22 protein-coding genes, 3 pseudogenes and 1 riboswitch are annotated in these 25,511 nt (G+C 39.0%); of the genes and pseudogenes, 16 read left to right on the forward strand and 9 right to left on the reverse strand.

What is annotated here, in order from left to right; translation table 11 throughout:
- Positions 1–50 precede the first annotated feature (50 nt).
- Together RCG24_RS12030 and RCG24_RS12035 are read left to right on the forward strand one after the other, a co-directional pair.
- The gene (locus tag RCG24_RS12030; RefSeq protein WP_202652782.1) at positions 51–440 is read left to right on the forward strand and encodes a YuzC family spore coat inner layer protein; all 390 of its coding nucleotides are present in this window, start codon (positions 51–53) and stop codon (positions 438–440) included.
- 166 nt (positions 441–606) lie between these two features.
- On the forward strand, positions 607–1,968 hold the full coding sequence (locus tag RCG24_RS12035) for an MATE family efflux transporter (RefSeq protein ID WP_308077072.1): 1,362 nt from the start codon (positions 607–609) through the stop codon (positions 1,966–1,968).
- 122 nt (positions 1,969–2,090) lie between these two features.
- Here the strand turns inward: RCG24_RS12035 and RCG24_RS12040 are convergent, their stop codons facing one another.
- From RCG24_RS12040 to RCG24_RS12065, 6 genes and pseudogenes are all read right to left on the reverse strand, one after another.
- Positions 2,091–3,761, reverse strand: coding sequence for a glycoside hydrolase family 13 protein (locus tag RCG24_RS12040; RefSeq protein WP_202652784.1), 1,671 nt, complete (start codon positions 3,759–3,761; stop codon positions 2,091–2,093).
- A gap of 18 nt (positions 3,762–3,779) precedes the next feature.
- Complete coding sequence (locus RCG24_RS12045) at positions 3,780–4,802, reverse strand: LacI family DNA-binding transcriptional regulator (RefSeq protein ID WP_308077073.1); 1,023 nt, start codon at positions 4,800–4,802, stop codon at positions 3,780–3,782.
- A gap of 40 nt (positions 4,803–4,842) precedes the next feature.
- Positions 4,843–7,206, reverse strand: coding sequence for a glycoside hydrolase family 31 protein (locus RCG24_RS12050; protein WP_308077074.1), 2,364 nt, complete (start codon positions 7,204–7,206; stop codon positions 4,843–4,845).
- A 69-nt stretch (positions 7,207–7,275) separates the two neighbouring features.
- Positions 7,276–8,118, reverse strand: coding sequence for a sugar ABC transporter permease (locus RCG24_RS12055; RefSeq protein ID WP_308077075.1), 843 nt, complete (start codon positions 8,116–8,118; stop codon positions 7,276–7,278).
- Between the two features lies 1 nt (position 8,119).
- Positions 8,120–9,400 (reverse strand): carbohydrate ABC transporter permease, encoded by a 1,281-nt coding sequence (locus RCG24_RS12060; protein ID WP_308077076.1) that lies wholly within the window; start codon positions 9,398–9,400, stop codon positions 8,120–8,122.
- 96 nt (positions 9,401–9,496) lie between these two features.
- Positions 9,497–10,754, reverse strand: a pseudogene (locus RCG24_RS12065) (extracellular solute-binding protein).
- Positions 10,755–10,919: 165 nt separating this feature from the next.
- Between RCG24_RS12065 and RCG24_RS12070 the strand changes: the two are divergent.
- The 3 genes and pseudogenes from RCG24_RS12070 (at position 10,920) to RCG24_RS12075 (ending at position 14,641) form a co-directional block, all read left to right on the forward strand.
- Positions 10,920–12,358, forward strand: a pseudogene (locus RCG24_RS12070) (DDE-type integrase/transposase/recombinase).
- Positions 12,359–12,848: 490 nt separating this feature from the next.
- Positions 12,849–12,971: an alpha amylase N-terminal ig-like domain-containing protein gene (locus RCG24_RS21290; protein WP_374049091.1), complete on the forward strand. Its 123-nt coding sequence runs from the start codon at positions 12,849–12,851 to the stop codon at positions 12,969–12,971.
- Between the two features lie 59 nt (positions 12,972–13,030).
- On the forward strand, positions 13,031–14,641 hold the full coding sequence (locus tag RCG24_RS12075; RefSeq protein ID WP_374049158.1) for a glycoside hydrolase family 13 protein: 1,611 nt from the start codon (positions 13,031–13,033) through the stop codon (positions 14,639–14,641).
- 115 nt (positions 14,642–14,756) lie between these two features.
- Here the strand turns inward: RCG24_RS12075 and RCG24_RS12080 are convergent, their stop codons facing one another.
- Entirely contained in the window at positions 14,757–15,152 is a 396-nt protein-coding gene (locus RCG24_RS12080; protein ID WP_202652792.1) for a globin domain-containing protein, read from the reverse strand.
- A gap of 215 nt (positions 15,153–15,367) precedes the next feature.
- On the opposite strand from RCG24_RS12080, the gene RCG24_RS12085 reads away from it, so the two are divergent.
- The 6 genes and pseudogenes from RCG24_RS12085 to RCG24_RS12110 all read left to right on the forward strand — a co-directional run bounded on the left by RCG24_RS12085 (position 15,368) and on the right by RCG24_RS12110 (position 20,095).
- A complete protein-coding gene (locus RCG24_RS12085) occupies positions 15,368–15,718 on the forward strand; it encodes a DMT family transporter (RefSeq protein ID WP_202652793.1) in 351 nt (116 codons plus the stop codon).
- Between the two features lie 2 nt (positions 15,719–15,720).
- Positions 15,721–16,035: a DMT family transporter gene (locus RCG24_RS12090; RefSeq protein WP_202652794.1), complete on the forward strand. Its 315-nt coding sequence runs from the start codon at positions 15,721–15,723 to the stop codon at positions 16,033–16,035.
- A gap of 320 nt (positions 16,036–16,355) precedes the next feature.
- Positions 16,356–17,471 (forward strand): IS4 family transposase, encoded by a 1,116-nt coding sequence (locus RCG24_RS12095; RefSeq protein ID WP_308077077.1) that lies wholly within the window; start codon positions 16,356–16,358, stop codon positions 17,469–17,471.
- Positions 17,472–17,677: 206 nt separating this feature from the next.
- Positions 17,678–18,073, forward strand: a complete 396-nt coding sequence (locus RCG24_RS12100) for an MFS transporter (RefSeq protein ID WP_306792905.1) — start codon at positions 17,678–17,680, stop codon at positions 18,071–18,073.
- The gene (locus tag RCG24_RS12105; RefSeq protein WP_308077078.1) at positions 17,991–18,977 is read left to right on the forward strand and encodes an MFS transporter; all 987 of its coding nucleotides are present in this window, start codon (positions 17,991–17,993) and stop codon (positions 18,975–18,977) included. Before RCG24_RS12100 ends, RCG24_RS12105 begins: the two co-directional genes overlap by 83 nt.
- Positions 18,978–19,479: 502 nt before the next feature.
- Positions 19,480–19,524, forward strand: a riboswitch (PreQ1 riboswitch).
- 6 nt (positions 19,525–19,530) lie between these two features.
- Positions 19,531–20,095, forward strand: a pseudogene (locus RCG24_RS12110) (QueT transporter family protein).
- A 120-nt stretch (positions 20,096–20,215) separates the two neighbouring features.
- Here the strand turns inward: RCG24_RS12110 and RCG24_RS12115 are convergent.
- Complete coding sequence (locus RCG24_RS12115; protein WP_308077079.1) at positions 20,216–20,404, reverse strand: hypothetical protein; 189 nt, start codon at positions 20,402–20,404, stop codon at positions 20,216–20,218.
- 322 nt (positions 20,405–20,726) lie between these two features.
- Between RCG24_RS12115 and RCG24_RS12120 the strand changes: the two genes are divergently transcribed.
- On the forward strand, positions 20,727–20,888 hold the full coding sequence (locus RCG24_RS12120; RefSeq protein ID WP_308077080.1) for a hypothetical protein: 162 nt from the start codon (positions 20,727–20,729) through the stop codon (positions 20,886–20,888).
- An 89-nt stretch (positions 20,889–20,977) separates the two neighbouring features.
- Positions 20,978–21,499 carry a DinB family protein gene (locus RCG24_RS12125; protein ID WP_308077081.1) on the forward strand — a complete coding sequence of 174 codons (522 nt, stop codon included), beginning with the start codon at positions 20,978–20,980 and terminating at the stop codon, positions 21,497–21,499.
- Between the two features lie 385 nt (positions 21,500–21,884).
- Here the strand turns inward: RCG24_RS12125 and RCG24_RS12130 are convergent, their stop codons facing one another.
- Positions 21,885–22,493 (reverse strand): exonuclease domain-containing protein, encoded by a 609-nt coding sequence (locus RCG24_RS12130; RefSeq protein WP_308077082.1) that lies wholly within the window; start codon positions 22,491–22,493, stop codon positions 21,885–21,887.
- Positions 22,494–22,874: 381 nt separating this feature from the next.
- On the opposite strand from RCG24_RS12130, the gene RCG24_RS12135 reads away from it, so the two are divergent.
- From RCG24_RS12135 to RCG24_RS12145, 3 genes are all read left to right on the forward strand, one after another.
- Entirely contained in the window at positions 22,875–23,384 is a 510-nt protein-coding gene (locus tag RCG24_RS12135) for a DoxX family protein (protein WP_202652797.1), read from the forward strand.
- Between the two features lie 224 nt (positions 23,385–23,608).
- Positions 23,609–24,718, forward strand: a complete 1,110-nt coding sequence (locus tag RCG24_RS12140; RefSeq protein ID WP_308077083.1) for an ABC transporter ATP-binding protein — start codon at positions 23,609–23,611, stop codon at positions 24,716–24,718.
- Positions 24,708–25,511, forward strand: a complete 804-nt coding sequence (locus tag RCG24_RS12145) for an ABC transporter permease (RefSeq protein ID WP_202652799.1) — start codon at positions 24,708–24,710, stop codon at positions 25,509–25,511. The genes RCG24_RS12140 and RCG24_RS12145 overlap by 11 nt, the downstream gene beginning before the upstream one ends.

Here is a 25,511-nt window from a genome sequence, read left to right on the forward strand (position 1 = left end):
AAAGTGAAACTTACATCATGTGTTTTTCCTTTGGAAGGAGAGCGATCAACATGTACCACTACCCTTATCACTTTCAGGCTAATCTCCAAGTACCGTGCACCACAGTTTATATGCCAAGCATCCTGCCGCCTCGAACTTATCCACCTGTCAATACAAAAATTTTTTCCGAATCCATTAAATCATTTCGCCTGTTAATGGAACAAGGCAGTATATTGCTTGATCGATTAGGAAATCTTCCATTTTCCCATAAGATTATGAGCGCGGCCCAGCAGGGAAACCAAGCAGAAGTGAATCGGTTAATCCACTCTCTTGGACTTAAGGTTCCGGTTAAAACAAGTTATACCCCTACAGGTGTGAATTTTGAACTCACTACCCAAACAAGTCCGGCTGCCCCCGTCAGTTGCTGCACTTTAACGATTAATATGAAATGGGGGCATTAACGAAAAAAAAACTGCTGCTGGTACCACTTGATTATCAGGCAGTTTTTTTATTTTCGGTCACGAATATACATATAAAGGGATATTATTTTTTGTCTTTGTCTCACCGTAAAAAAGGAGTAAAATGAAGTGGAGATTTTATCATTTACTAGAAAAAGGAGTCGCATTTTTGAAGGAGCAAACAAATAAGTATCAGGAACAAACTCTTTTCAATATTTCTTGGCCGCTTTTTATTGAATTGGCACTTCATATGGGAATGGGGATTCTCGCTACCTTCATGCTGGGTCACTATTCAGATGAAGCTGCTGCGGGGGTCGGCGTTGCCAACCAGCTGTTAAATATTTTTATCTTAATCTTTAACGTCACTTCGATTGGTGCTACCGTCTTAATCAGCCAAAACCTCGGTGCCGGACAGTTGAAAAAAGCAAGGCAATTAGCCCGATCGGTTTTTGGGTTAAATTTTTGGTTTGGCATCATTGTAGCGGCAATTGTGTTTTTCTTCGGCGAACGTTTACTGCGGTTATTTGATATTCACGGTATGGTATTTGATTACGGTCTAATCTTTGTTCAGATTTGCGGATTCTCCCTCTTTTTTGAATCCATTTCCCTGGCTTTAAGCGCAACGTTAAGGAGTTATGGATACACAAAGGAGTCGATGGTGGTTACCGTCATCATGGATTTCATTAGTTTAGTGGGAAATCTGATCGCCATCGGAGGATTTTTGGGAATTCCCATTACGGGTGTTACTGGAGTTTCATGGGCGATTGTGATTGCCCGGGCCTTTGCTGTCTGTGCACTAATTTACCTGGTGTATAATCGGCTTGCGTTAAATCTCACTTTTAAAGATGTTTTTCATGCGAAAAAAGAAGATATTAATGGGGTACTTTCGATTGGCATTCCTTCCGCGGGGGAAAATCTTTCTTATCAATTATCCCAGTTGGTGATTACCAGTATCGTCGTATCACTTGGAACGGCTTCTCTGGCGGCACGGGTATATATTTTAAATATTAATATGATCTGCTACTTATTCACCCTAGCAATTGCCCAAGGTACACAGTTACTAGTGGCCCGTTACATTGGTGCAAAGCAATTTGAACGGGCGCTTCGCCGCGGTCTGCGTACCCTAAAAATTGCCATGGCGGCATCCTTGTTGACGTCATTGATCATTGCCCTGACTGGAACACCGATTTTAGAGATTTTTACAAAAGATCCTGATATCATTGCTGTCGGTATTCCGGTATTATGGGCGATTGTTTTCGTAGAACCGGGAAGAGCCATGAATATTGTCCTAATGAGCTCGTTAAAATCAGCCGGCGATGTCCGTTTCCCTGTTGTAATTGGAATTGTGTCGATGTGGGGAGTGGCCGTTTCCCTAAGCTATATCTTTGGTATTCATTTTGAGTTAGGCCTCTTGGGTATCTGGCTTGCTCAGGGTGTTGACGAATGGTTAAGAGGAATCTTTGCTACCAAACGCTGGTTGATGAAACCGTGGGAACGAATCGTCGGTAAAAAAGCAGAAGTATCTGCTTGATCAGGCTTTATGCCATCCAGTTTCAATAACATGATCGAATTTGAGAAAAGTTAAACATGTTCTTTTTGGGGACTCTTTGGTCTAAAAAGGCGATCCAAGAGAGTCCCTTGAATCGCCTTCAATTATGTCGTTATCCGATATACTCTTGCTTCGTAGGGTTTTAACCTGAGCTCCTGAAGCGGTTCATGTTTAGCGACAGCCATATTATTAAGTAATAAATGTTGGTAATCAAAGGTAAAGCCTTTAATTGATGCAGGCTGCGTCGACAGATTGGTGATAACCATTACCTTTTCATCATTCAGCGTCCGGGTGTAAGCAAAAATCTGCGGATCATCCTTTAATACTAGATCATAAGTACCATACGTAAAGACTTCGTACTGCTTTTTCAAGCGAATCATCTTTTTGTAAAAATTTAAGATCGAGGCAGGATCTTGCTGCTGGGCCTCAACATTTATTTGCTTGTAGTTTGGATTTACTTTAAGCCAAGGCGTACCCGTTGTAAAACCGGCATTGGCCACATTAGACCATTGCATCGGTGTGCGTGAATTATCACGGCCTGAGGCCCAAATGATCTCCATTATTTCTTGATGGGGCACACCTGCTTCGCGCCTTAAGCGATACATATTTTTTGCTGAAACATCATCATAATCTTCAATCGACGCAAATTGCACATTGGTCATCCCGATTTCCTGACCTTGGTAAATAAACGGCGTACCCTGCATTAGAAAATACATTGTCGCAAAAGCGGTAGCACTTTCCCGCCAATAGTCTTGATCATTTCCCCAAGTAGAGACTACCCGTGCTTTATCGTGGTTTTCAATAAAGAGGGCATTCCAGCCTTTATCTTCAAGTGCCTTTTGCCAACGTGACAAAACGTCTTTTAATTCAATGATATTAAGCTGTTTTTTCTTCTCGGCATCCCATAAACTGAGATGTTCAAATTGAAAAATCATGTTAAATTTGCCTTCTGTTTTACCGACCCAAAGCTCAAGGTCGCGGGTATCATCGACCGTTACACCGTTTGCTTCACCAACGGTCATGATATCATAGTTGGCAAACGTCGCTTCCTTTAATTCCTGCAAAAATGTATGAATTCCTTTTACATTCATCATTTTGTCGAAGGCCGGAATATATTTAAGACCTTTTGGGTTTGGCATATCCTTTAGTCCCGGTTCTTTTTTAATATGACTGATCGCGTCAACCCGAAAGCCGTCAATCCCTTTATCGAGCCACCAATTAATCATTTTATATAATTCTGTCCGAACAGCTTTATTTTCCCAGTTTAAATCAGGCTGTTTTTTGGAAAAAATATGCATGTAATATTGGTCTGTTTTTTCATCATATTCCCACGCTGAGCCGCCAAAAATACTTTCCCAGTTATTTGGCTCCTTCCCGGCTTTTCCATCCCGCCAAATATACCAGTCCCGCTTCGGACTATCCTTGGAAGAGCGAGATTCAATAAACCACCGATGTTCATCACTGGTGTGATTAATAACAAGGTCAAGAATCAGCTTCATCCCCCGTTTATGGGTTTCTGCCAATAAATGATCGAAATCCTCCATCGTTCCGAACTCCGCCATAATTTCCTGATAGTTACTTATATCATAGCCATTATCATCATTCGGGGATTGGTACATCGGAGAAACCCAAATAACATCAATTCCCAGATCCTTTAAATAATCAAGCTTTGCAATGATTCCTTTTATATCGCCTATCCCATCACCATTGGAATCCATAAAACTGCGGGGATAAATTTGATAGGCGACAGCTTCTTTCCACCATATTCTTTTCATGTTAAATCCTTTCCAATCCTAGTTGTATTTAGCGCATGATGAACGTTCCACCAAGCGATGCGAAATAATCAACCGTTTCACAGGTTCCTTATCATTTTCAATCATTAAAATTAAGTTCTTCGTTGCTTGGTATCCAAGTTCAAATATATTGATGTCCACCGAAGTTAATGGGGGTCTGGACATTTCCGCAAGCAAAACATTATTAAAGCTGACTATCGATAGATCTTGAGGTACCTGTATACCCAATTCATCAAGCGTGTTCAATACTCCTAGCGCCATAAAATCATCAACGACAACAAGGGCTGTTGGCGGCTCATCAAGTGCCATTAATTCACGGACTGCCTCCTGTCCGCCTTCCCATAAAAATTCCTCATGAACAATATATTCAGGTTTTACCAGAATACCTGCTTCCTGCAAGGCCTTTTCATAGCCATCCAGGCGGTCTAAAGTTACCATCAGTTCCCGGGTCCCACCAATGAAAGCAATATGCCGATGACCTAAATGAAGTAAGTATTCCGTGGCCTCTTTCATCGCTCGGATATTATCATTATCAACATGCGTAATTTCTTCAATATCTTGGTAGGGCTTCCCGATTAGTACAAATGGGAATTTCCTTTTCCGTAAATATGAGATGACCTGATCACGAACCCTTGAAGTAAGGAGTACAACTCCGTCAACACGTCGACCCTCGACCATCTGTATGACCGCATCAAGAATTTCTTTTTCAGATTTGCCTGTCGTCATATGCAAAGCATAATATTTTTCCTGTGCTCCCTCACTAATTCCTTGTAACACTGTTGGAAAAAAAGGATTTTGAAAACCAACATCCTTTGAGCTTGGCATTACAAGTCCAATCGTCTGTGTTGATTTACTAACTAGATTTCTAGCATTTATATTAGGATGGTAGCCAAGCTGTTCCATTGCCCTTTTTACTTTTTGCTTTGTTTCTTCACTGATACGCGGACTATCTGCGATAACTCTTGAAACCGTCGAAGGTGCTACATTGGCGAGCTTTGCTACGTCCTTAATGGTTACGGTCATTATATTTTTCCCCTCTCAAAGAAGGTAAATCTCTTATTTTTCAATGATACATTAAAGCTGTTACCCTATCTTGTTCTTTTATTATATCTAATTGACTACCATTTAAATAAAGATCAAAATCTTTTTGTGATCCGTGTATGACAAACTCAATTTCTGACCATTCCGGCTGATAAGATCCCTCTGTTTTTGTGTATATTTCAATCTTTCCAAGAGTTGTTTTTACCTCAAATGTTTGTTTGAAATAAACACCATCCAGATAAGAAAACGTCATGCCATCATCATCGTAAAGTGTAAAAGAAGATGTGGAATTTGGTTCATAATAAAAATGCAGAAACAACTTCTTATCCTTAATATTGGTAGACAATTTCTTCTGGCCATGAAGAATCATACTCCCTTTTTTCACAAAAATAGGAAGTGTGTTTAATTCTGCTTTGACTAAATGATATTGTTTTCCATCATAATCTTCCTCAGTCCAATAATCCACCCATCTTCCTTCCGGTAAAAAAACAGTTCTATGTGTTTTACCAGGTTCCATGATTGGAGCAATGATCACGTTATCTCCAAACATGAATTGATCAGAAATTTGATACGTTTGTTCATCAGATGGATATTCAAAGAATAACGGACGCATAATCGGGGCCCCAGTCCGGTTTGATTCAACAAATAATGTATACAGTTGTGGGAGCCATTCATAGCGAAGTTCAATGTATCGTTTCATAATTTCTTCGTATTTTTCGCCAAATGACCATGGTTCCTGGCGAACTGACTCCAATACAGAATGATTTCTAAAATATGGTGTGAAGGCGCCAACCTGAGTCCATCTTGTCAGTAGCTCACCGTTAGAGTTATGAGCAAATCCACCCACATCCGCACCGGAAAATGCCACTCCTGAAAGACCCAAATTCATAATCATTGGCAGCGTCATCTGTAGATGTTCCCAAAAACTTCGATTATCCCCAGTCCATACTGCTGCATACCGCTGGATGCCCGAATAACCAGCACGAGTTAATACAAACGGACGAAGACCATTCAGTTCTTTTTTCAACCCTTCATAGGTTGCCTCACTCATTAACAATCCGTAAAGATTATGCAGTTCACGATGCGATTTTGGATTTCCGTTATTATGATGCATCACTGAAAGATCCATGGTTTTGGATTCATTAAATACGGCTGGTTCATTCATATCATTCCAGATTCCTTCAATACCCAGATCAGTATAATATTTATGTTTGGTCCCCCACCATTCTTTCACACTTTTTTTCGTAAAGTCGGGGAATACACTCCTCCCAGCCCATACATCTCCAATATAGACAGGACCTTCAATATATTTGCAAAAATAATCTTGTTGAATTCCTTCTTTATAGATCGGATATTCCACATCTTGTTTTACACCTGGGTCAACTATAGGGACAATTCTTATCCCTAACTTTTTTAATTCGGTAACCATTTTTTCAGGATTTGGAAATTTATTCTTATCAAAAGTAAACACCCTATAACCATCCATGTAGTGAATATCAAGATATATGGCATCTAAAGGAATTTCCTTTTTGATAAATGTTTTTGCAAGAGTAAGAACTTCCTCTTCCGTTTCATAACTATATCGTGATTGATGATAACCAATTGCCCACTTCGGAGGGATTGGCATTCTTCCTGTTAAGAATGTATACTGTTCCAGCACATCTCTCGGACTTGGGCCAACCATTACATAATAATTTAATAAGCCGCCATCAGCCGAAAAAGAATAATATTTTTCCTCTGATTGTAAATCAAAGGTTGAGCGAAATGTATGATCAAAGAAAACTCCATGAGCTTTTCCATCTCTTAATGTGATAAAAAATGGGATGGATTGATATAGTGGGTCTGTCTCAGGATTATGTGGTGCGTAGACATCGGTATTCCACATCGTCAATTTTTCCCCACGCTTATTTAAATACCCCGTCTTCTCGCCGAAGCCATAGAAATAATCTGTTTCCGACATTTCTTTAAAGCAGATGACTTCCTTTGAACTCCCGTACCCCATTCCTCTTTGTCCTTCGCTTACAATTACGTTTCCTTTTGCATCTAAAATAGTTATACGAAGTGGACATTTTGTAATAGCTAAGATCAACTTTAATGAATGACAATAGATACTGTCCGTCTCTTCTCTGTACTTTATATCAATAGGCTGAGATTCAGCTACAACAGCAGGACTGCTGACAAAGCATGAATCTCCTAATGGATTGGCGGTAATTTGGACAATATCCTCTCGAATAAATTTTATGATTACCTTCCCGGTTTCCGTCTGCAATATAACTTCTGGTCCACTCTTTTGGCTCGAAACCACATTACCAATGTCAAAAAAGGTTGATTTCGCAAAAATCTTAGATTGACTAGGCTGAATTGCAAAACTAGAATCTTCTAACATTCACTCTTCACTCCATATACGATATAGTCTTATCATGCTATTAATAGGCTGGGAAAGTCTCCCTCCCTGTTATCCTTTTACTCCTCCAGCGGTTAATCCTGTAACAAAATACTTTTGGAATGATAAAAACAAAATTGAAATAGGGATAGCGATTAAAACTGATCCAGCAGCAAAGGTAGTAAATTCACTCCCATACTGTCTTGAAACTAAGTCATATAATCCTACCGCCAACGTATATTTTTCGGGTGAACGTAAAATGACTTTTGCTAGAATAAAATCTGTAAACGGGGTAATAAAATTAAATAATGCAACAACTGCAATAATTGGCTTCGCCAGCGGCATAATAATTTGAATGAAAATTCTCATATGCCCAGCTCCATCCATTCTTGCACTTTCGTCCAATTCTTTCGGAATTGAATCTAAATATCCCTTCATCAGCCATGTATTCATCGGGATGGCTCCACCAACGTAAATTAAGATTAGACCAGCATGGGTATCAAGTAAATTGGCTGCTCTCGCCAATACAAAAATGGCAATCAAAGCGGCAAAATTCGGGATCATTTGCAACATTAAAAAAGTGACTAATCCATGCTTTCTTCCAATAAATTGATATCGGGAAAATGCATAGGCCGTAAAACTAATGACGATTACTGATGATACCATCGTAATCAAGCTGATTTTCAACGTATTCCAATACCATATCAGATAGTTACTTTTCTCGAGATTAAAAATGGTTTTAAAATGTTCCCATGTAGGATTCTTAGGAATCAAGGAAGAGCTTGATAAACTCGTTCCTGGAGTCATAGAAGCTCCTATTACCCACAGAATTGGATAAATGATAATTACTGCCATGATCATAACAACAAGATATGTCAGCGACAAGCGAATGATTTTTTGCCTCTTTATGCTCATATCACATTATATCCTCCTCTTTGAATGCATTTGTTTTCCTAAATTGCCAAAGAGATACTAATATGACAACCGTTGAAAGTATTAATGTAATCGCGGCAGCCATTCCATATTCTTGTTTTGTTACGGTTAGATTGTAGATCCAGGAAATCAAAATATCTGTGCCACCGGCATTTTGACCTGAAATTGCCGGTCCCCCCGTATTAAATAGGTAAATAATATTAAAGTTATTAAAGTTAAATGTATATTGGGTTATCAAAATTGGCACGGTAGCAAATAAAATTAACGGGAACGTAATGTGACGGAATTTTTGCCACATATTTGCTCCATCAATCGTAGCTGCTTCATACAATTCCTCAGGAATAGCTTGTAGTACCCCGGTAACCATTGCAAAAATAAATGGAAAGCCGAGCCATGTTTGAATAAAAATAAGCGCTATTCTCGTCCAAGCTGCTTCAGTCATCCACGGAATCGGCCCAATGCCGAGTGCATGTAAAATAGTTGTGTTAATGGCCCCAAAACTTTCATTAAATAATCCGGCAAAGATCAAGATTGAAACAAATGCAGGAACAGCCCAAGGTAGAATTAATATCGTTCGGATAATCGCCTTGCCCTTTAAATCTTTTTGATTAATTAACACAGCCAAAAAGACTCCAAGAGCAATTTGAAATGTCGTTGCCCCAAAAGTCCAAATAATTGTCCATGAGAAAACATTTATAAAGGTATTACGCCATATATCTAAGGTAAACAATTTCAAATAGTTTTCTATGCCTACCCAATCTACCAGTTTCGCTGGCCATTGATGGTATAAATTGTAATTGGTAAATGAAAGCAATAACACGAAAATGATAGGTAAAATGACAACAAATATTAAAAGAAAGAATCCAGGCGTGATCATTAAATAGGGAAAACCTTCATTTATCAAGGTGTGATATTGGCCCTTTATCGTGCTCAAAGGAATCCCTAAGTCACGTTTTTTTCCATTTTTATATGCATCCCGTAAATTAAATAAAAAGAATCCCAGTCCAAAAATAGTTAAAAGAATAGCGATAATCCCATAAACTAATAGAAATATTGAATTATCTCTTGGTAATTCCTCACCTAGTGTGACGATTCCCCAGTAACCAATGTTTAAAATGTCCTTAAAAACCACAATAAATGAGAACGTTAAAATTAAAAAGACAATTCCTTTTAAAAATTGGCGATTATATATTTGTCCAAGCCCAGGTATTACTGAAAGTGTTACAGCAACTTTCCCATGATTAGTTTTTTTCACTTTTTCCACTGAAAGGTAACCCCTTTCTACTTCATTCCTTTGTTTTAGCTTAAACAAAATTGAGGCAGCACCACCTCTATAGGGGCGCTGCCTTTTTAAATCAAATTATTTTCCACTATGATTTGTTTCAATATTTTGATTAATTTGTTTTACTGCATTATCAAGTGCTTTTTTAGCATCAGCCTTACCTGTTACGACAGTTTGAACAGCATTTTTCATTGGATCCCATACCTCAGCCATTTCTGGAACACTTGGCATTGGAATGGCTACTTGTGACTGAGCCATAACAGCAGCGGCCCCTTCATTATTTTTCACGAAGTTTTCGTCTTCGATTAATGATTTTAACGGAGGAATTTCACCAGTTAATTCAAATCGTTTCTTTGCATTTTCCTCATTGGTAATATATTCAACAAATTTTTGTGCCCATTCTGAATTCTTGCTAAAGCTAGTAACGAACCAACCTTTGACACCCATAAATGTTTTTACCGGCTGTCCATTTGGTAATTTAGGCATCGGTGCAACACCCATATCAATTCCTGCATCTTGATAATCTTTAAATGCCCAAGGACCATTTTGTACAGCAAAAGCTTTACCTTCTTTAAAAAACCCATTCATTTGATTTCTCACCGATAATTCCACGCGGGAACAGGCCTTCTGCATACCATTTATTAATATAGTTAACTGCTTCCACAGCTTTATCATTATTTAAACCAATATCTTTAACATTAAGTTGATTATCTTTTTGGCCAAATACATATGCTCCAAATCCTGCAAATATTCCATGGGCATGATAGAAATCATCCCAAATGGCTAAGAAACCATAATTTCCGTTTTTCGTTACCTCTTTTGACTTTTGGTAAACTTCATCCATCGTTGTTGGTACTTCTGGCAATAGTTTTTTATTGTAAATGAATACCGGAGTTTCTACTGCTTTTGGAAGAGCATAAAGTTTTCCCTCATATCTGAAAGCATCCACTGAAGACTTTGTAAATTTAGATAGAACTTCATCACTTACTTCAAGAGGTTTAATGTATCCCTTAACGACAGAAGGTCCTACCCCATCATGTGACATCGTAATGACGTCTGGTGCTTTTTCTGTATTACCATCTAATGCAAGGTTTTCCTGCATTTTTGTAATATTGAATTCTTTGAATTCAATTTTAATTCCATTTTCTTTTTCAAACTTTTGTGCAGCATCTTTTAATGCTACTCCTTTATCTTGGTCTTCCCAGACAATCAGTTTTTCCGGTTTTGCACCTTCCTTACTATTTGTGGTGCTGCTTGAATCTTTTTTTGGTCCACAAGCAGACAGAACACCAAGCATTAAGACAACCATCATAAAAATTGAAAGCGTCTTTTTCATTTTTCCCCCTCCTAAATATTTGACGTATTGTCAAAACTTTAATATTAGAAAGGTTAATAATCCTTGATTTAAAGGGCTTTAAATGCAAAAAACTTGCCACCCCCTAAAATCTAAGGATAATTGAGGTTACCACACACACAACATCCTAGATTGGAAGTGACAAGTTTGTACCCTCAATTATTAACCTATTTAATGGAATTTATCAAGCATCAAGATCAGGTAATTCGAACATTGCTTACCCTTCTTATTGGAAAAGGCATGTTTGACAAACCTGAAAAGACTCCTGTAAATAAACCTTATCGTAAGCTACAGGTTGATGATCTTCCGATCATTGAAACCCTACAGAAACTTGATTACCGGGTTCTTCTCTCTGAATATCTGGAGAAAAACGGTAAACAGTTAAAGCCTGTTCAAAGGCGTAAGAACGCAAAAGTACGTGTGCCAAAATCTATGAGCTGTCCGCAGTGTGGTGCTCCATCGGAATATCTTTACGCTAATAATGGAGATAAAGGGCAGTATCAATGTAAGGTATGCTCCTGTCTTTTTAGTCAAAAGAATCGATATTTGAAGGAGGCTGTTTTAAAGTGCCCTCACTGCTCAAAGACCCTAGAGAAAATCAAGGAGCGAAAAGACTTTGACGTTTATAAATGTAAGAATAACGACTGTCCTTACTACCAACAGAAACTAAACGGAATGTCTTCAAAGGAGAAGAAACAGTTTCAAAAAGACCCCCAATCCTTTAAGTTGAGATACATTTTCCGGCAGTTTCGCATTGACTTTCAGCCATTGTCTAAGTCTTCTCCTATAAGGCCCAAGGTAGAGATTTAGCAAAGCTTTATGTTTCGCCTCACACATTGGGGCTTATTTTAACTTACCATGTTAATTACGGCCTTTCGGCCCGAAAGACAGCTGCACTCATGAAGGATGTTCACGGGGTTTCTATATCACATCAGAGTATTTTGAATTACGAGAATGCCGTAGCCCTTGTCCTCAAGCCTTATGTTGATAACTATCCTTACGAACTATCAGATCAATTCTGTGGGGACGAAACCTATATAAGGGTGAATGGGCGTTGGCACTACCTGTTCTTCTTCTTTGATGCGGTGAAAAAGATTATCCTGTCTTATCCAGTGTCGCCTAATCGCGATACCGTGTCAGCTATACGTGCCATTGATAATGTCCTAATAAAGCTGAAAGAGATTCCAAATGACCTAACATTTGTCGTGGACGGTAATCCAATTTACCTTTTAGCTCAGCACTTTTTTGCCCAACACGACATTCATTTCGACATTAAGCAAGTTATAGGGCTTACAAACGAAGATCCAGTGTCAACAGAGTATAGACCACTAAAACAAGTGATAGAATGGTTAAATCGCACGTTTAAAGGCAATTATCGCTCCACACACGGTTTTGGTTCTGAACATGGGTCTGTTTCTTTTGTGACCTTGTTTGTAGCTTACTTTAACTTTTTACGGCCTCACGCCGCACTAGAAGGTAAGGTGCCAGTGGTCAATCCGGAGTTACTACAGCTGCCGAACACGCCTGCACGATGGTCTAAACTCATTGGTTTGGCACAAGACTGGATTATTGAACAATTAGCCTAACTTTTTGTTTAGCAGAGCCCTTGAAGGTTCGAACACCCAAACAGCAATCGGCGAAGCGAAATCTTGACAAACCGAACTAGCCAATGGTTTAAAATGGAAAAACCAAGGGCTATTTAGCATGCCTTCTTTTTGTCCCCGTCGCCCTTGTTAAACTTACCTAAAACCATTGGCGTGTTTGTCAAGAGCGATTGCGTGGCCTTTCCACCAAATATTTGGCAGAAAAAGCTGAACGCCTAATGAGTTTTCATAGAACTTTTGACACTACCATATTTGAAAAATTTGTTTTTGTGCTATGCGTCCCGTTTTCTAAATTTTTTTACAGCGCTTACATTTGCGAAAACGATTGCACAATTTACTTTTATTATAATGCATAGATAAAAATTTACAACCACTTTTTAAAAAGTTTTATAACATCATTTGTCGTTAACCATTTTGAATAACGTTTTATTTTTAGTAAAATAACAATAAAACTACTTCCTAAGAAAGAGAGTTGTTAAAAGAAACTGTTTACCATCGTTCAAAGGATAAAGATGCATACGTTTGCACAACTGGTGAACTGCATATTCAACTTTGGGCGAAAAAAGAGGATTTAAGATGGAGGGGAAAACGTTGAGCATAAATGATGAGTGGTGGAAGAAAAGTGTTGTCTATCAAATATACCCGAGCAGCTTTATGGATTCTAACGGAGATGGAATCGGAGACATCCAGGGAATTATTGAGAAATTGGATTATTTAAGATTATTGGGTGCAAATGTGATTTGGTTAAGTCCGGTTTATGATTCGCCTAACGATGATAATGGCTACGATATCCGTAACTATCAAGCAATCATGAAGGAATTCGGAACAATGGCGGATTTTGACCAAATGTTAACCGAAGTGCATAACCGTGGAATGAAATTGGTGATGGATTTAGTAGTGAATCATACATCTGATGAACATATATGGTTTGTTGAGTCAAAAAAGTCAAAGGACAACCCTTACCGTGATTATTATTTTTGGCGAAAAGGAAAAGAAGGCCAAGAGCCAAATAATTGGGGCTCGGTTTTCGGCGGCTCGGCATGGCAATATGATGAAACGACCGATGAATATTACCTTCATCTGTTTTCCAAAAAACAACCTGATCTGAATTGGGAAAACCCAAAACTCCGTAAAGAAGTCTACAACATGATGAAGTTTTGGCTTGATAAAGGAATTGACGGTTTCCGGATGGATGTAATCAATATGATCTCGAAAAATCCGGAGCTGCCTGATGGTGATAAGCGTAAGGGACAATTATATGGTGACGGCGGCCGTTATTTTATGAACGGGCCTAGAATTCATGAGTTTTTACAGGAAATGAATCAAGAAGTCCTGTCGAAGTATCCGGTTATGACGGTTGGTGAAATGCCGGGGGCTGCCCCAGAGGACGCTGTTCTTTACACTGATCCGGAGAGAAAGGAAGTCAATATGATATTTACCTTTGAGCACATGGATTTAGACAGCGCGCCCGGCGATAAGTGGAATTTGAAGCCGTTTGAGTTGGTGGAACTGAAAGAGAATCTGGCTAAATGGCAAACGGCGCTGCATAATAAAGGCTGGAACAGCTTGTATTGGAACAATCACGATCAGCCACGGATTGTTTCCCGGTTTGGCGATGATGGCCCATATCGTGTAGAATCGGCGAAAATGTTAGCCGCCTGTCTCCACTTCATGCAGGGGACACCATATATTTATCAAGGCGAAGAAATTGGCATGACAAATGTGAAATTTACGTCGCTTGATGATTACCGCGATATCGAGACCATCAATATGTATAATGAGCGTAGAGCATTGGGCTATTCACATGAGGAGATTATGAATTCGATTTATGGCAAAGGCAGGGATAATGCGAGAACCCCGATGCAGTGGGATTCAACGGACAATGCTGGATTTACAACAGGAACTCCGTGGATTAAGGTGAACCCTAGATATAAAGAGATTAATGCGAAGGCAGCCTTGGAAGATCCCTCGTCTATCTTTTATTTTTATCAAAAATTAATTCAGTTTCGGAAAGAAATGGACATCATTACCAAAGGGGGCTTTGAACTGCTGTTGAAGGATCATTCGCAATTATTTGTATATGAACGGAAGCTATACGATGAAAGGCTGCTGGTTGTATGTAATTTCAGCGGAGAAGAAGTAGTGGTCGAAGATGAAGCAGTTGGTACAAAGCTGAAAAATGATCACGTTCTTCTTGGAAATTACGAAACCGTAGGGACTAACGTACTTCGCCCGTATGAAGTAATTGTGTTGAAAAATAGTTGATTCAAAATGTACTCCCGTAAAGAAAGTGGGAGCCTTTGTCCCTTATCCATTTCACGAAAAAGCGAAATTCAAAAAAATCCTCACCCCTTTTTATAAAAGGATGAGGATTTTTATTTTATTCTTCTGAATCCGGTGTATTGACCATAATCCCGGCAACTTGGGTCAGCCGGTCATAAAAGGCTAATCCGGCTGGATTTTGATCAAGACCGATTTCTTCGAACGCTTCTTTCATACAGCGAAGCCAGGCTTTTGCTCTTTTTGGCGTCACTTCATGTGGAAGATGCCGCTGGCGCATCGCAGGTGGTCCAAACTCCTGGCTATATAACGCTGGCCCCCCTAAAAATTGTGGCAAAAACAATTTTTGTTTTCGTTTGATTTCCTCCATATCCCCAACAAACAGTGGTGCTAAATCGGGATCTGCATATACCCGCGGATAAAACGCCTCAACCAGCTGATTAATGGTCTCTTGTCCGCCAATCTCACTATAAAGCGTTTTAAATTTGTATTCCAATTTTCTTCACCATCCTCTTTTCATTTTCCCCTAATTTTAATTATTATAATGGTCTTTCAAAGTGCGATTCGTGATTTAAATCACATTGGTTTCTCACAAATAACATTTTAAGCTATTTTTCCAGAGCAAACCGCAGCAGATGTGTTATTCTAATATAATGTGACAGCTCATTCAGGGAATTCTAAGAAAGAGGCAATCTATGAGAGGTGTTTAAGATGAATAAATCCTGGATATATGTCGTTTTAACTTGTTTGTTAGAAGTGATTTGGGTATATGGTTTTAATACAGCTGAAACTTGGTGGGAGTGGATACTGATTATTGCCACTATTTTCTTGGATTATCACATCCTCCCCAAGGCCTGTGCAGCTATTCCTACAGGTACGGTTTATGCGATTTTTTCCGGCGTCGGCACAATTAGTACCGTGCTGATGGATGTCTTTCTTTTTGGCGAAAAATTCAATAACAGTATGCTTCTGTTTATCATTTTAATCGTTATTGGCGTAATCGGGTTAAACCTGGCTGATAATAAAGCTGAAGAAAAAACATCAATGAAAGGAGCTGCTTAATAATGGGCTGGTTATTTGTTCTTTTGGCAGCAGCTTGTGAGGTAACCGGCGCTGCCGGGCTGAAATTGTATAGTCAGCAGAAAACAATTCGAAATGGTCTCCTTTATATTGGCGGATTCGCTGCATCGCTTGCTTTTTTATATATCTCATTTCATTTTTTGCAGTTAAGTATCGCCTATAGCGTTTGGGTAGGCATCGGAACGGCCGGTGCAGTACTCATTAACATGTACCTGTTCGGCGAATCAAAAAACATTGGGCGGATAATCAGCGTTGGGTTAATTATCATTGGTGTCATTGGATTGAGAATTTATTCTTAGGAGGGTTTGTTATAATCCGCTCGTTCGGTAATTATATATCTACATTCTAGGAGGGAGCCAGTGCAATTAGTCCCTAAAAATAGGAGAAGCTGCACTGGTACATCCTAGGCACTCCTTCAATCCTTTTGGGTAATAAAGTATTTTTATTGCCTTGCCGGAAATTTAATCTTTTCTTTATTACACTAGTGTTGCATTAATTTAATTTAACTATTAGGAATACTCGAAATGTTCAATTTTATTATTCTCTGCAAAGAAAAAGTCCTTTATAATGGATAGGTCAGGTGGTAATCCGTCCAAATCCAATATAAAAGGACTAGCTCATGGACAAGATTACACGAAAAACTTCATTTGGACAATGGTTTTCACCAATAAATCTTCAATTATTTGAGGAACAGGTGAAAACGATGAAATTAGATTACTATACAAAGAAATTAACGACGGAGTCGTTCCTAAAATTACTTCTTTTTGCGCAGCTACAAGAAGTGGAAAGCCTTCATGCGCTTGGAGATTACCTTTTCGATGATCAGCTTCAAAAGGAAATTGACCTTGATTCTATTAGTATTTCTCAGCTGTCACGCCGTTTAAATGGGATGAATCCTGATCTATTCCAAAGGCTTTTTCTTGATTTGGTGTCCCAAATTCATGTCAAAACACATTACACAAAACTTGTGATGCCATTAAAAATCATCGATTCAAGTACCTTGCCACTCAATTTGACGAATCATAAATGGGCAAAATTCCGCAAAACAAAGGCTGGAGTAAAACTGCATTTGCGGCTTGTATTTATGGAAAAAGGCACTTCTTACCCGGAAAAAGCCGTTATGACTACGGCAAAAGAACATGATCGTGGCCAGCTTGAAATCATGGTAGATGACAAAGAATGCATGTATGTGTTCGACCGTGGTTACTTAGATTACGAACGTTTTGACCGCATGACCGATGATGGTTACTTTTTTCTTTCAAGGTTACGTAAGAACGCTGTTATACGGGAAGTTTACAACTTTAAACTACCGGAAAATTCTTCTGTTTTATCGGACCAAATGGTGTTGATTGGAACCACACAAAATCGTGCTGAAAATTATTTTCGACTGATAAAAGTTCTGGATTCAAAAGGAAATGAACTCCATTTAATCACCAACCGTTTCGATTTGGAAGCTGATGAAATTTCAGAGATGTACAAATCACGCTGGGCCATTGAATTATTTTTCAAATGGATCAAACAGCACCTCAGCATAAAAAAGTTTTACGGTCAAAGCGAATGGGCGATTCAGAATCAAGTGTTCATTGCACTCATTGTTTTTTGCCTACATGTTCTAGCGCAAATTGAATTAAAAAGTAGTCGAAAAATCCTACAAATTAGCCGATATTTAAGGGCTGCACTATGGAAACCGGCGCATATTTGGCTTCGAAAGATTGAAGGAAAAGCTGTTCCTTAATAAGCAAATTTGTTGTCGTCCCACAGGTCTTCAGGTTTAACTGTAAATAAATTTCCAAATGGACAGAGCCACCTTTAAATGGGTATTTATCTTTTTGGCCCTAAAAAGGTGAAATATTTTAACTGAAAATTCCGATACTTTTTATGCAACACTAGTGTCTTTATTATAATAAAGAAAAAGGTTGATTAAGGGAGAAGGGCATATGTTTGTTTAAAAAAATTCATTACGGCTGGTTTATATTAGCGATTTGTTTTATTGGAGTATTAGCTGCACAAGGACTGCGATATTGCTTTGGTGCTTTTATGGAACCATGGGAGCAAGAATTTTCTGCTTCAAGGGGCATGGTTTCAGCGATTTCTTTTGTCAGCTTTATCGTCTTCGCGCTTTCACAGCCAATTATCGGAAAGTTCATTGACAAATATGGCGTAAAGCGAATTTTTGTTTATAGTATCGTTCTGCTGGGTGTCACAACGATCCTCACATTTTTTGCTCAAAGCATTGGGCAGTTGTTTATTTTATATGGTGTGTGTCATCTCTTCACTCGGGTTCGGCGGGGCTTCCGGAGTAACAGCTTCGATCGCCGTTACCAAATGGTTTCATGATAAACAAGGACTGGCTCTAGGCTTAGTTGAAGCAGGCTTTGGTGCCGGGAAAATGGTGATGGGATCAAGTTCCCTATTCTTAATTGATGCGTTTGGCTGGAAATCTACCGTTTTACTTTTGGGAGGATTCCTCCTGTTGGTTATTTTTCCAATCTTGGCCATTTTCCTGAAATCTGATCCGGCAGATATCGGAATTAAACCATTAGGATTAGGTGCGGAAAAAAGTGTAGAAAAACAGTCACAGGCATCATTAGGAGATCATGTAACACTGCCTGTTGCAGAGAAGAACTACTTACTCCATCGCGGCTTCTGGTTTCTGACTATTCCGTATTTTATATGTGAATTTACAACAACGGGCCTTATGGATACTCATTTTATTCCGCTCGCCCAAAGTTGTGGTTTCTCTGTTGCTGTAACAGGTTCGGCCGTCAGTCTGCTTGCCATTTTTAATACTGGTGGTACAATTGTTGCCGGTATTTTAGCTGACCGATGGGATAATCGGAAAATGGTCGCTTGGATTTATTTTCTACGTGGGCTGACAATTGTCTTTTTATTAATCTTCTTAACTAATGAGAAATGGATCGGCTTTTTTATTGAGCATCCTTGGCTATTATTTGTTTTTGCCATTTCTTTTGGTATTGTAGATTTTGCAGTGGTTGCCCCGACAGTAAAATTGCTGGCGGGCTATTTTCAAGGCCCATCTTTAGGAATAGTAACGGGATTCCTTTATATGAGTCATCAGCTTGGTTCAGCCATCGGATCGTTTCTCCCAGGGATATTTTTCGACCGTGCCGGGAGCTATACAAGTTCATTAGTGACTGCAGCTCTTTTGTTGATGATTGCTGCGTTAGCGAGCGCCTGTTTACCAAAACAGAATTTTCATCAAGAGGCGAAGGCCACTTAATCTTTGGGCTATCGATAATAACTCAGAGGAGGGTTCGGCTTCCCTGAGTTTTATTATGGCAATTGTACAATGTGCATGCATCATGGTTGTTTACCCGGTTAAGTGGTAATTGTACCTCCCCATGAGTGCTCTCCAAAGGGTTTTCCCCGGCTATGTGTTCATTGAACCTCCCCATGAGCACTTCCTAGAGGCTTTTCCCCGGCTATGTGTTCATTGAACCTCCCCATGAGCACTTTCCAAAGGGTTTTCCCCGGCTATGTGTTCATTGAACCTCCCCATGAGCACTTTCCAAAGGATTTTCCCCGGCTATGTGTTCATTAGACCTTCCCATGAGCACTTTCCAGAGGCTTTTCCCAGTTATGTGTTAATTAGACCTTCCACATGCATCTTCTACGAGTTCTTTCCCATTTTTTGAACTTTTTCACGTGCACCCCCTTAATTTTCTTGAAAATAATGTCATTGACTGTGAACTTCGATTATATTAATATATTAGTTTGTAAGTATCGCAGTGGTTCGAAACCATCCCACTATAAAAAACTAAGGAGAAATGAAGATGGAAAAAACAACAAATAGCTTTTCACAGCAAATAACTGCTGGAAAAGACAGACAATCTGTGTCAAACGGGACGCGGGCAAGTATCCAAGGAATTGTGGTCAATGGCATTGTTGCGGCATTGTATATTGCTGTTTCGGCATTCATTGCACCATTTGGCTTTAGTCAAATTCAATTCCGCGTATCAGAGATGTTTAATCATTCTCGCCGCCTTTAACAAAAAGTTTTTTTACGGAATCGTCCTAGGTGTATTCCTGACAAACTTGTTCTTTTCACCGATGAAACAGTATGATCTGATTTTCGGTGTCGGCCAGTCAGTTTTGGCTTTGGCTATTACGATATTATCTGCCCGCTTTATTAGAGGAATTTGGATACGGATGATTATCAATACGCTTGTGTTCACGGTAACGATGTTCTTCATTGCGATTGAATTACAACTGGCTTATGGTCTGCCGTTTTTATTTACCTGGTTCACCACCGCTGTTGGTGAATTTGCCGTAATGGCAGTCGGGATGCCGATCATGTATTTCATCAATAAACGAGTTCATTTTGATAAAATGTTTTAGAAAAAAAGAGCAGCAGTCTCGATTTTAATAACGGGTTCTCTTTTGAGGTGCAAAAACATTCGAAAAGCAGGGCGAATCGCATACCTTTGTCAATTCGCCCTGCTTTTCTCTATTACTGAATCATGATATTTTATTTTTTAATTTAATCAAATTGGCAACAAATCCTATAAAACCTGTAACTGCAAATACTATTGGAATAATTAATGAATTAATAGTATATGGCGTTTCAACCACCAAACGGTATATCCCGAAAAGAAAAATAAACAAACTTCCAATTAATGCAATAATCAATTTTGATTTTTTGTCCATAAAATCTCCCTCAATATTTTGTCTTCAACTCTTTGGAACGAAGTTATTGAACAATATCTCTCTTATCATCAAAAAGTCCACCTATTAGCATAAGCGTTATTGTTGAATTTAGTTATAGCATAGAAGCATAAAATATTGAATTTTATGATACTCCACAAGCTCTTTCCTATATGTGTTTTTAAACTTACACGGCATAACTAACTCATTGTGTCAGTTGTGCTGCGAAAGTGTTTTTATCTGGCAGGAGGTTTGTTTTTAAGGTAAAATTCACCTTGCCTTGCTATAATAATGAGATTAAATTTGATGATTGGTGGTGCTATCAATGGAAAATGATTTTTTTGTCGGATGGGGGACGCTTACACTCATAAATGCCGGGCTGGCGCAAGGGAAAAACCGCAGCGGTCTTAACTGGTTTTTTATTTCTTTATTTCTTGGACCTATTGCGACATTATGTATCGTTGTATTAGATAGAAAGCCGGATTGAAAATAATGGCCACTTTAATTTATGATTAGTAACATATTTATAATAAAGTTAATGTATAGGTAGTTTATTTCATGTAAGGAGAGATTCTTATGCTACAATGCCCTGCTGAAAATGAGTATCCACAATACTATGTTCCTTATGTCAAGCCCGTATCCGAAGGAAATGTAATAGAAATTCTTAAAAACAATATGGAAAAAGTGATTATGCTTTTTGAGGGAATTTCCGACGAAAAAGCTCTTTTTCGCTATGCCGAGAATAAATGGAGCATCAAAGAAGTCCTCGGGCATCTGACAGATACCGAGAGAATTATGAGTTATCGACTCTTACGCGTGGGACGTGGTGATCAAACAGAATTAGCTGGATTTGATGAAAACTTCTTTGTCCAAGGCGCTAATTTCAATCAACTTCCATTGAAAAACTTACTTGATGATTTTATTGCAACAAGGAACGCCACTATCAGCTTAGTCCAAAATATGCCACCAGAAGCATGGACAAACAAAGGCTACGCCAACAACAGTGAAATCACAACCAGAGCCATCGCCTACATCATCGCCGGCCACGAAGCCCACCATCGTAACATTATTCAAGATCGATACCTCACCAAACTTTAAGGAGTGTCATTAATGGGTGTCAGGCACCACTCGTGGACATTTGTCCACGGTGGGTGGACACATAATTTCCCAATTATCTTTGGACAAAATTATGATAATTTCGTGATAAAAAGACTAGGGACAATTACATGTAATCTTAATTCTATTTTTGTGAAGTATTTATTTTACAAAAATCAGGGGACTTTTTACATAACTCACGCACTATTTTACACAATCCCGTCTCTTTTTTACAAAGTGTGGAATTAACTGGATTGCTTCTTGGTTCGATGAAATAATTTTACAAAAATCAGGTGCTTTTTTACATTACTCACACACATTTTTACACAATCCCGTCTCTTTTTTACAAAGTCTGGAACAATTTGGATCGTAGCAACTATACAAAATGTTAACCCAGCCTTGATTGTGAGGCGGCCGGTTGATATTTTCTCATCGGTCCGTAGTCCAGAACCTCTTGCAGATAAAGATTTCCCTTCGGACTTGTCTTCTTCAGCAGTTCCATCAAATATGTAATATCGTCCATCGCCCTATGTGTTTGGAAGTTTGTTATATTGTGCCCCTCTAAAAGAGTGATCAGTTTACCATTGGGAAACCCGTATTGTTTCCATGGAATATTCCTCATCGTACAAAACCAATTTAGCTCATTCACTTCCGGGTACATCTGATATAGGAAACTGCGATCAAAGGAAGCATTGTGAGCAAGCACCGCATCAGCATGATGAAAATACTTTTTGACCCTCATATCATAAAAACTTTTTCCTCGTACGGCTTCATAAGGAATCCCATGAACTTTAAATGCCCGGTTATAATTCCTGCGGGCCGAATTCGACAGCGGCTCGCGTAAAAAAGAGTCTTCCTCCAACACCTCAATAACCTCACCAGTATCTGACCGAAAGGAAAATAACTTCAAAGCCAGTTCAATCACTTCATCCGTTTTAGGTCCCAATCCAGTTGTCTCAACGTCCAGCAGCAATCCCAATTTCTTCTCAATATGCAAAGAGATCATCCTTTAAAAAGTGATATTTTCCTTCATTATAGCAAAATTGGACAAACTAAGTGCATAGCAAATTAACGATTGCCATTCCAAATTTACCAGAAAGGTCAATTAAAGTAAGTATTCACTGGTAGAACCGGCAGTATTAATTTCGCCCTACCAAGTCTCCTTCTTTTATGAATACTTTGGCCCTCGTTGTGAAATTTTTCAATGTCTTTCCATTTTTTATAAAGAACCTTTCCAACATCCCTATGTAACAAATCGTTCATATCTTTTTTACGGAAATGTGAATTCATGAACAAACCACTCCCATAAAAAAATAATCCTGCTATATTAAGAGTGTAATAATTATTTTAATCATATTTAACTAGGGAGTGGTTTTAAATGTTTTCAAAATGGTTAAGGGAAAATAAAGTTGCTGCAGGAATTTTAACCGTTTTACGTTTATATCTTGGTTATACTTTCTTTACTGCAGGATTACACAAACTTACAGGTGGATTTGATGCTTCTGGTTTCTTAAAAGGCGCAATTGCCCATCCTGTAACAGGTCCAACTGGTGCTACAGAGTATGGCTGGTATGTATCTTTCCTAAAAGGCTTTGCCCTTCCAAACGTGGATATTTTCAATGTTGTTGTTCCAACTGGTGAAGTACTGATTGGTTTAGGCTTAATCCTTGGCTGCCTAACAACAGCAGCTGTATTCTTTGCCTTAGTAATGAACTTTTCTTTCATGTTTGCTGGTACCGTCTCAAGTAACCCATTAGATATTTTATTAGGCACCATTATCCTAACTGCAGGTTATAACGCTGGTCACTTCGGCCTTGACCGCTGGGTGATCCCATTCATCCGCCGTACTGCTTTTAAAGGAAATAATGCTATCAAACAAAATGGATAATAGATAAACATGGGCGCCTCACTTTTTCTTAAAAGTGGGGTGTTATTTTTTTGTAGAAATTTAAACAATTATTGAATTTTCCGGTGCATCCTGTATAATTGTTCCCGAATCATCGAAAGCGGAAGTTAACGGTATTGTACCGACAGGACTGAACCCTGGTGATGACAACACTTTATCAACAATTTTGATAACATTTTTATACTACTAAGATGGGGGAGGTTGCTATGGAAAATAACACCATTATTCAGTTCAAACATGTGACAAAACAATTCGATAACGATCCACCTGTTCTTGACGATGTCAGCTTCGAGATTGAGCGTGGAAAGTTTTACACACTCCTTGGTCCTTCAGGCTGCGGCAAAACGACAATCTTAAGACTGATTGCCGGATTTACCGAACCGTCAAAAGGAGAGATTTTTTTTAATGGAAAAAAAATCAATGATTTACCGGCAAATAAGCGGCAGGTAAATACAGTTTTCCAGGATTATGCCCTCTTTCCACATTTAAATGTATTTGAAAACGTTGCCTTTGGGCTGCGCATCAAAAAATTAAAAAATGCGGAAATACAAGCTAAGGTGAAGGAAGCACTCAGCTTTGTGAACCTTTCCGGCTATGAAAATAGAGAAATTCGCGAAATGTCCGGTGGTCAGCGTCAGCGCGTCGCCATTGCTCGCGCGATTGTCAACGAACCGGAAGTCATTCTTTTAGATGAACCGTTGTCCGCCCTAGACCTTAAACTGCGGACCGAAATGCAATATGAATTACGCGAACTTCAGCGCCGTCTTGGAATAACCTTTATTTTTGTCACCCATGACCAGGAAGAAGCGCTGGCCATGTCCGATGAAATCTTCGTCATTAATAAAGGAACAATTCAGCAAAGCGGGACTCCAACAGATATTTATGATGAACCGATTAACCGCTTCGTTGCTGATTTTATCGGAGAATCCAATATTGTTAGTGGAAAAATGATTAAAGATTACCTCGTAGAATTTGTTGGGCGGGAGTTTGAATGTGTCGATGGCGGCTTTGACGCAAACGAACCGGTTGAAATTGTGATCCGCCCTGAAGACTTGGAAATTACCTCTTTGGAACGCGGCAAATTACAGGTTCGCGTCGATTCTCAGCTATTCCGCGGTGTCCATTATGAGATTTGCGGAATTGATAAGGACGGGAACGAATGGCTGGTTCATTCAACAAAGAAGGCAAAAGTCGGCGATGAAATTGGACTTTATTTTGACCCGGAAGCCATTCATGTCATGCGCCTCGGGGAGACCGAAGAAGAATTTGACCGGCGTATAGAAATCTACGCGGATGTGGACCGCCATGGAAAATAAGCTGACCCGTAATTTATATAAAATACCGTATTTACTATGGATTTTGCTGTTTGTAATTGTTCCAATTGCCCTCGTTCTCTACTATTCTTTTTTTAATATTGAGGGCGATTTTACGTTTACTAATTATCGGAAGTTTTTCACGCCGGTATATTTGCAAATGACGCTTAGCTCTTTCTGGTATGCATTTTTAATTACGGCCATTTCCCTGATTATCGCCTATCCCACGGCCTTGTTATTAACAAAAACAAAGCATAAACAATTATGGCTGTTATTAATTATCGTTCCATCCTGGATCAACCTGCTGTTAAAAGCTTATGCTTTTCTCGGTATTTTCGGGACGTACGGAATTGCCAACAGCTTTTTGAAAATCATTGGGATTGGCCAGCAGCAAATATTATTTACCGACTTCAGTTTTGTCTTTGTATCGGTTTACATTTTTATTCCATTTATGATTTTGCCGATTTTTAACTCGCTGAATGAATTAAACCCAACCTTGATTGATGCTGCCAATGACTTGGGAGCGTCAAAGTGGACGACGTTCCGCCGGGTTATTTTTCCGTTAACAATCGACGGGGTTAAGTCCGGCTGCCAGGTAACGTTTATACCAGCACTTTCGTTGTTCATGCTGACACGGCTAATCGCCGGAAATCGGGTGATTACTCTTGGTACGGCGATTGAGCAGCATTTTCTGGTAACGCAAGACTGGGGCATGGGTTCGACGATTGCCGTATTTTTAATTATTATTATGGTGTTGATCATGCTCATGACGAATACCAAGAAGCGGGGTGTGTAA

It is taken from the genome of Neobacillus sp. OS1-32 (assembly GCF_030915425.1).
GTDB lineage: Bacteria > Bacillota > Bacilli > Bacillales > Cytobacillaceae > Neobacillus > Neobacillus paridis.